Genomic DNA, 7,491 nt, shown 5'->3' with positions numbered 1-7,491 from the left:
GGCCGGGAACACCTCCTCCAGGGCCGCCCAGAATCCCATGGCGCCATCGCCGACCGCCGCCAGCGGGCCAGCCTGCAGGCCGCGGGCTTTTAGGTCCAGCAGGACTTCCGCCCACGATGCCTTCGATTCCCGATAACCGTCACCGATCGCCACGCGCTCCTTCCTGCCGTCGGGCGTGACGCCTATGATCACCAGCAGGCATTGCCCGTCCGAGCCCTCGCTGCGCAGACCCGTATGAATACCGTCCACCCACCAGTACACATAGCGCGCCGTGGACAGATCGCGCTGAAAAACCGACCGTCGACAGCTTCGCCAGGTATGGCCGTTCCCACTCCGGAACCGGCCACCCAATGCTCAGACTTTGTGCCGTACACCGAGCCGATCGGCGGCGCAGTGTGATGCTGGTCACTGGACCCTGCGCGATGCACATGATGGTACGGGGAGCCCGATGTCGTGGCACTCCGCAGTCGAACTGCAAGTGGGGCAACAAATTGCCGCAACACTGCGCGGTGGCGGCGTGGACGTCAGTAGGATGGCGTCCTCGCGGAACCTGGTTCCTGCAGATTTCGCGTCGACTTAACCTCGATTCCCACTCTCTTTCGACCAGGTAGCGACGGACTTGACTATATGCTTGTGCATAGCTTTTGCCGCCGGAGCCAGACCTTCATGGCTCAATGAGCCTAGCATGATGGCTCGGCTTTCTGCTGGATAAAACGGAAAGACTTGCACGGAACTGCGGTAGTTGAGCAATGCAAGTTGTGGCACGACGCTGAGCCCCAAGCCACTCTCGACGATGGCGATGATGGCGGCGTCGTCGATCGCCCGCGCGCTTGATTTGATAGAGATCTTGTGGGTTGCCAGTAGCTGCTGGGTTTCTTTGCCATAGCCTTCCCCCTGGAGTACGACATTGTGCTCAGTCAACTCCGCAACCGTCATGTAAGCCTTGTTCTTTGGCGCGAAACTGGGGGGGGCGATACACACAAGCGGGTCGGCATACAGGGGGGTGACCTCCAAGCCAGGTGCGGCGGGCAGGGTGACAAATCCAAGGTCAACCTTGCTCTTGGTGATCCACTCGACAACATCGTCGTATCCGCCTTGCTCGATGGACACCTGGATGTTTGGATAGAGGTCTGCAAACGAGCGAATGATCTTCGGCATCCAGGCCACGCTCACGCTGCTAAATGCCCCGATCCGGACCGTCCCGGCCTCGAGGCCAAGCAACTTGGAGGCTTGCTGCTCCAGCTTCTCATTACATTGCAGCACTTCTCTCACGGTGGGTAGCAGGGCTTCGCCTCCCGACGTGAGGCGGACGCCACTGCGATTCCTCACAAAGAGCGCGAAGCCCAGCTCCTGCTCGAACGAAGCCAGAGCATGACTAACGGCCGACGGCGACAAATTTAACTGATGTGCGGCCGCCGCGAAGCTACCGCGCTCCGCGATGGCCACGAAAACCTCGTAGGCGCTTAGTGACATGGCGCGTTAGATGAATCTTTTTCATCTTAAGTGAATATAACTTGCATCGTCTCATAGGCCCACGCTTGCCTGCAACTTCCCGCCGGCCCGGGGGAAGTCGCCGGGACAAAGCGAATGCGGGGAGGCCCTCGATTTCACCCTCCCTAGGGTTTCTGCCTAGTCCCCGTTTGGATGAGAGATATGCATCTATCGTGGAAAATAAATCTCTTTTTTTGATCGATCCGTCTTCATACCATCTCATCAAGACAGAGCCGTGACCCGCCGCGCGAGATCAGCAATTGCGGGAAGAGAGCTCCCATAGCTCGTTGGCTCAAGCCCCCTTCGTGACTGCGCCTGTGGAGTAGCGCTGTTGTGTCGCGGAGCGAAATCCGAGAGGCTGAAGAGATGACTGCAAGTACTGAAAATTCGAGAACCTATGACTACGTGATCGTCGGCGCTGGGTCAGCGGGGTCCATTCTGGCTGCCCGGCTGTCTGAAGATCCGACTGTGACGGTGTGTGTCCTTGAAGCAGGTTCAAGCGATCTGCGGCCTTATGTCCGCATCCCTGCTGGCTTCGTTAAGACGCTGACGCAGCCCCAGATTACCTGGCAATTCAAGACCGAACCCTCCGAGGGTAGTGGTGGGCGAAGGATCTCAACTACGCAGGGGCGGGTTGTCGGCGGCTCGAGTTCTATCAACGGCATGATGATCGTCCGGGGCCAACCCGATGACTTTGATCACTGGGCATCGCTGGGCAATCGAGGATGGGGCTATGAGGATGTGCTGCCCTATTTCGCACGCTCAGAGCGCTACACCGGAGCCGGCGGTAACGGCGTTCGCGGTCGCTCGGGCCCGATCCCGGTCACGCCGATGGACTGGTTCCATCCCATTTCCGAGACCTTCATCGAAGCTGCGGTCGCCGCAGGCCACAAGCGCAACCCTGACTACAACTCTGGGGATCAGGAAGGCGTAGGCTATTTTCAGCGAACGATCGAGAACGGCTTCCGTATTAGCGCTGCGGCGGGCTTCTTGGCACCCGCCATCAAGCGTGGCAACGTGGAATTACTTTCCGGCGTGCGGGCGCAGCGCATTCTGTTCGAAGGCAAGCGCGCCGTGGGCGTGGGATTCGTTCGGAGTCAGGGTGGTGCGGAGGCCATCGTCAAAGCTCGTCGTGAAGTGATCATCTCCGCGGGCACCGCCAACACGGCACGGCTGCTGCAGATTTCGGGCATTGGCCCTGCAGGTCTGCTGGCGAAGCTGGGCGTCAAGGTCGTCCACGAACTGCCGGGCGTGGGAGAAAACCTCAGCGACCACTATTCGGCACGACTGGTCATGCGCGCCAGGCGAGGCGTCACAACCCTGAACGAAATGGCGCGTGGGCCGAGGCTCATGTGGCAGATCATGCGCTGGCTGGCGAGGAAGCCGGGTGTCCTGACGCTGACGCCTTCCCAAGCGCATCTCTTCTGCAAGTCGAAGCCTGACGTGGGAACACCGGACCTGCAATGTGTCTTCGTCCCCGGCAGCTACAAGGAAGGCAAGCACTACGTGCTCGACGACTATCCGGGCGTCACCGGCGGATGGTGGCAGCACCGGCCGCTGAGTCGTGGCTATGTGCATGCCCACTCGACCAATGTGTTCGAGGACCCGATCATCCAGCCCAACTACCTGGCCCACAGCCTGGATCAGGAGGTCATGGTCGCGGGGATGAAGATCATCCGCGGTCTGCTGCATTCCCCGACGCTGGCGAAGTATCTGGTCGAGGAAACAGTCCCGGGCACCCAGGTCAGCACCGACGAGCAGTTGCTGGACTTCTGCAAGCACAACGGATCCACGGGCTATCACCTGGTGGGGACTGCTCGCATGGGCCCGAAGTCCGATCCGATGTCGGTCGTGGACGACTCGCTGCGGGTCCATGGACTTGAGAATCTGCGGGTGATCGACGCCTCGGTCATGCCGACGATCACCTCCGGCAATACCTATGCAGCCACGCTGATGATCGCCGAGAAAGGCGCAGATCTCATTCGTGGCAAGCGCAGCTTTGGCTGATTTATCAAACCTCTATCGATAGGAGACGGCCATGGCCGAACACAATCTCGACGCGCACCTCTTCATCAACGGGCGATGGGAAGAAGGCAAATCCGGTTCTCAGCCCAACATCGATCCAGCCACCGGCGAGGCCGTCGGCATCGTGACACGAGCCGATGCCAATCAGGTCGAGGCTGCGCTGGATGCGGCGCATAACGCATTCCCCGCGTGGAGTGCGCTGACGGGGCAGGCGCGTGGAGCGATCCTGAAAAAGGCATCGGCCCTGTTAGCTGAGCGCATCGAAGAGATTGCTAATGGCCTGATCTTGGAGTCCGGCAAGACGCAGGCCGACGCGCTCGGCGAGCTTCGCCGCACGATCGAGACCCTGGCCTGGAACGGAGAAGAGGCCAGCCGCATCAGCGGCAAGGTGCATCAGGGTATTGTCGCGGGCAGCGCGCGCCTGTCGCTGCCGACGCCATTGGGCGTTGTCGTGGCGATCACCTCGTGGAATTTTCCGGCCGTGCTGGTTGGGCGCAAGCTGGGGGCGGCGTTGGCTGCCGGCTGCACGGTGGTGCTGAAGGCATCCGAATTTACGCCATATAGCGCAAGTGCCATTGTCCAGGCCCTGGCCGATGCGGGGCTGCCCGAAGGTGTCGTCAACCTGATCTTCGGCGACGCACGCGCAGTCAGCAAACAACTACTGGCGTCACCGCTGGTGAAGGCCGTGTCTTTTACCGGGTCCACGCAGGTGGGCAAGGAACTCGCCGCGCTGGCAGCGCCGAACCTGATTCGCCCCGTCTTCGAGCTCGGCGGGCATGCTCCGGTAATCGTCTGGAGCGACGCGGATGTCGAGAAGGTAGTGCAAGTGACCGCGTCGGCGAAATTCGGTTCGGCCGGCCAGTCGTGCGTCGCGCCCACGCGCTACCTGGCACACCCTGCCGTGCACGATGCGCTGGTCAAGGCGCTGGTGGCGAAGGCCCAGTCCTACAAGCTCGGGCACGGTCAGGAAGACGGCACCACGCTCGGGCCTATCGCGCATGGCGGTCGCGTGGCGACTTTCCTTCACCTGATCGAGGATGCCGTTGCCAAGGGCGCGGTGGTCGAAACCGGCGGCAAGCGCGTGGAACGCCCTGGCTTCTTTGTCGAGCCGACCGTGCTGTCGTCGGTTCCCAAGGATGCGGAAGTATTGGTCGAGGAGCCGTTCAGCCCCATTGCAACCGTGCAGTCCGTCAACACGATCGATGAAGCCGTGGAACTGGCGAACGCTACGCCGTATTCGTTCGCGGCCTACATCTTCACCGACTCGCTGCGCGTGCGCGACGAGCTGGTGCGCCGCTTGAATGCCTCGAACATTGGCATCAACCAGACCGCCCCCTCGCTGCCCGATGTGGCTCTGGGCGGCTTGGGCAACAGCGGCTACGGCTACGAAGGCGGCACTGAAGGCGTGCTGGCCTACATGCACCTGCGGCTCGTTAGCCAATCCGCTATCTAACCCACAAGGATCTGCAATGAGCAAAGCGATCAAGATCGTCAAAGTGCTCGCCGCCCCTGGCGTCGGCTCGTTCTTCTTTGACGACCAGGCTGCCATCAAGGCCGGTGCCGTCCGCGACGGTGCAGCGTATCTGGGCACGGCCGTCACGCCGGGCTATGCCAACGTGCGTGAGCCCTCCGAGTCCGTCTCCGTCGTGCTGGTGCTCAGCGATGGTTACGTGGCCCTCGGCGACTGCGCCAGCGTTCAGTACTCCGGCGTGGGGGGGCGTGAACCGCGTTTCCATGCCAGGAAGCTGGCACAGCAGATCGAGCAGGATCTCGCGCCCCGCCTGCTGGGGCTGGATGTCAGCAACTTCCGGAGTGCGGCGGTGCAGGCCGAGGCCTGGATCTCCGAGTCGATCGAGGCCAAGCGCGCTGCGGCCTACGGGGTCTCCCAGGCTCTGCTGAACGCGGCGGCGCACGTGGCCGGCCATCACATCATGGCCAGGGTCATCAAGGACGAGTGGGAGCTGTCCGGCCCGCTGGCGGCGGTCCCGATCTATGGGCAGTCGGGAGACGACCGCTACACCAATGTCGACAAGATGATCCTGAAGAGTGTCCCCATCTTGCCGCATGGCTTGATCAACACGCCGGAACTGGTCGGCCCAGAAGGTGCCGAGCTGGAGCGTTACGTGAAATGGATCGTTGCGCGCGTAGAGCAGCTCAATACGCAGAGCGACTATTGCCCGCGCATCCATCTGGATGTCTACGGCATGGTTGGCGCGTCGGTACAAGGCTCGCCGGAGCGCACCGCTGACATTCTCCAGCGACTGGAGGCTGCGGCTGGCCCCCACCTCCTGACCATCGAGCATCCGCTGGATGCCGGTAGCCGTGATGCCCAGATCGAGGCATTGGCACGCCTTCGACAGATCCTCCAGGCGCGCGACAGCCAGGTAAAGATCGTTGCCGACGAATGGGCCAACACCGCCGAAGACATCCACCTGTTTGCCGTCAATCAGTCCGTCGACATGATCCAGGTGAAGACGCCTGACCTGGGCTCCATCCACAACACCATCGACGCTGTCCTCGATTGCCATCGTAACGGTGTGGGTCCCGTGTTGGGCGGCACCTGCGCGGAGACCGATCTATCGGCCCGCACGACGACTCACATCGGCATCGCCACCCAGGTCGCTCAGATGCTGGCCAAGCCCGGCATGGGCTTCGACGAGGGCTACAACATCGTGTTGAACGAGATGAACCGCGCCTTGCGCCTTGACGCGTATCTCAACTAATACCCCGGCCAAGAAGGGTACCCCGTCGGCGACATATCCGCCGCGGGAACATTTTGGGCTTATCCACAGGAGACAGAGATGACCATTCCTTCGAACTTGAAGCAAGGCAAGCGCATTCGCCAAGCCGTTTTGCTTATGACCCTGGGTGCCGCAGCAAGCGTCGCCGCCGCAGCGGACACCATCAAGGTGGCTTTGATCGGGCCGGTGAGTGGGTCGGTCGCGCAGTATGGCGACATGCAATTCACCGGTGCCAAGATGGTGATCGAGCAGATCAACAAGGGCGGCGGCATTGCGGGAAAGCAGCTTGAAGGCGTGGTGTTCGACGATGCGTGCGATCCCAAGCAGGCTGTCGCGGTCGCCAACAAGGTCGTCAACGCGGGCATCAAGTTCGTCGTCGGCCATGTTTGCTCCAGCGCGACAATGGGTGCTGCCAGCATCTACGAGGACGAGCGCGTCCTGATGGTGACAGCAGCTTCCACCAATCCCGACATCACGAAGAAGGGCTATTCTCTGGTTTTCCGTACGATCGGCCTGGACAGCATGCAGGCTCCGGCGGCTGCGACCTACATCGCGGGTAGCGTCAAGCCCAAGCTCGTGGCGGTGCTGCACGACAAGCAGCAGTACGGTGAAGGCATCGCGACCGAAGTGAAGCGCTCCCTGGATGCCAAGGGCGTCAAGGTTGCCTTGTTCGAAGGTATCAACGCAGGCGACAAGGACTACTCGACCATCATCGAGAAGCTCAAGCGCCTGAATGTGGACTTCATCTACTACGGCGGCTACCACCCGGAACTCGGACTCTTGCTGCGCCAGTCTTCGGAGAAGGGCCTGAAGGCAAAGTTCATGGGCACCGAAGGTGCGGGCAACAAGGAACTCTCGGCCATCGCCGGCAAAGCCACCGAGGGACTGGTGGTCACGTTGCCCAAGGCCTTCGACGAAGACCCGAAGAACCAGGCACTGATTCAGGCGTTCAAGGCCAAGAAGCAGGACCCGAGCGGCGTCTTCGTGTTGCCCGCCTATGCAGCGGTGACCGTCATCGCCGACGGTATCAAGAAAGCAGGCGCCGCAGATCCGGAGAAGGTTGCGAAGGCCCTGCGCGAGGGCTCGTTCGATACCCCGATCGGCGCGTTGTCCTATGACAAGAACGGTGACCTGAAGAACTTCAGTTTCGTGCCGTACTACTGGCATCAGGACGGCACCAAGACGCTGGCGAAGTAACCGCCCCCCACCTCGTCATCCTTTGTTCAGGACACCG

Annotated in this window: 5 protein-coding genes and 1 pseudogene; 4 read left to right on the top strand and 2 right to left on the bottom strand. The window is 61.5% G+C overall.

Going from position 1 to position 7,491, the window contains the following annotated elements:
• A pseudogene (locus K309_RS0128170) lies at positions 1-288 on the bottom strand (transposase); the annotation flags it as partial.
• Between the two features lie 288 nt (positions 289-576).
• Positions 577-1,473: a LysR family transcriptional regulator gene (locus tag K309_RS0128165; protein ID WP_029049476.1), complete on the bottom strand. Its 897-nt coding sequence runs from the start codon at positions 1,471-1,473 to the stop codon at positions 577-579.
• Between the two features lie 384 nt (positions 1,474-1,857).
• Between K309_RS0128165 and K309_RS0128160 the strand changes: the two genes are divergently transcribed.
• The 4 genes from K309_RS0128160 to K309_RS0128145 all read left to right on the top strand — a co-directional run bounded on the left by K309_RS0128160 (position 1,858) and on the right by K309_RS0128145 (position 7,454).
• Positions 1,858-3,498 (top strand): GMC family oxidoreductase, encoded by a 1,641-nt coding sequence (locus K309_RS0128160; protein ID WP_029049475.1) that lies wholly within the window; start codon positions 1,858-1,860, stop codon positions 3,496-3,498.
• Between the two features lie 31 nt (positions 3,499-3,529).
• The gene (locus tag K309_RS0128155; protein ID WP_029049474.1) at positions 3,530-4,969 is read left to right on the top strand and encodes an aldehyde dehydrogenase family protein; all 1,440 of its coding nucleotides are present in this window, start codon (positions 3,530-3,532) and stop codon (positions 4,967-4,969) included.
• 16 nt (positions 4,970-4,985) lie between these two features.
• Positions 4,986-6,239, top strand: a complete 1,254-nt coding sequence (locus K309_RS0128150) for a methylaspartate ammonia-lyase (RefSeq protein WP_051320656.1) — start codon at positions 4,986-4,988, stop codon at positions 6,237-6,239.
• A gap of 78 nt (positions 6,240-6,317) precedes the next feature.
• Positions 6,318-7,454 carry a branched-chain amino acid ABC transporter substrate-binding protein gene (locus K309_RS0128145; RefSeq protein ID WP_035878507.1) on the top strand — a complete coding sequence of 379 codons (1,137 nt, stop codon included), beginning with the start codon at positions 6,318-6,320 and terminating at the stop codon, positions 7,452-7,454.
• The last annotated feature ends 37 nt before the right edge of the window (positions 7,455-7,491 follow it).

Origin of the sequence: Cupriavidus phytohabitans (assembly GCF_000426345.1) — a bacterium.
In the GTDB taxonomy this organism is placed as follows: domain Bacteria; phylum Pseudomonadota; class Gammaproteobacteria; order Burkholderiales; family Burkholderiaceae; genus Cupriavidus.
This window is presented reverse-complemented; position numbering and strand designations above follow the sequence as displayed.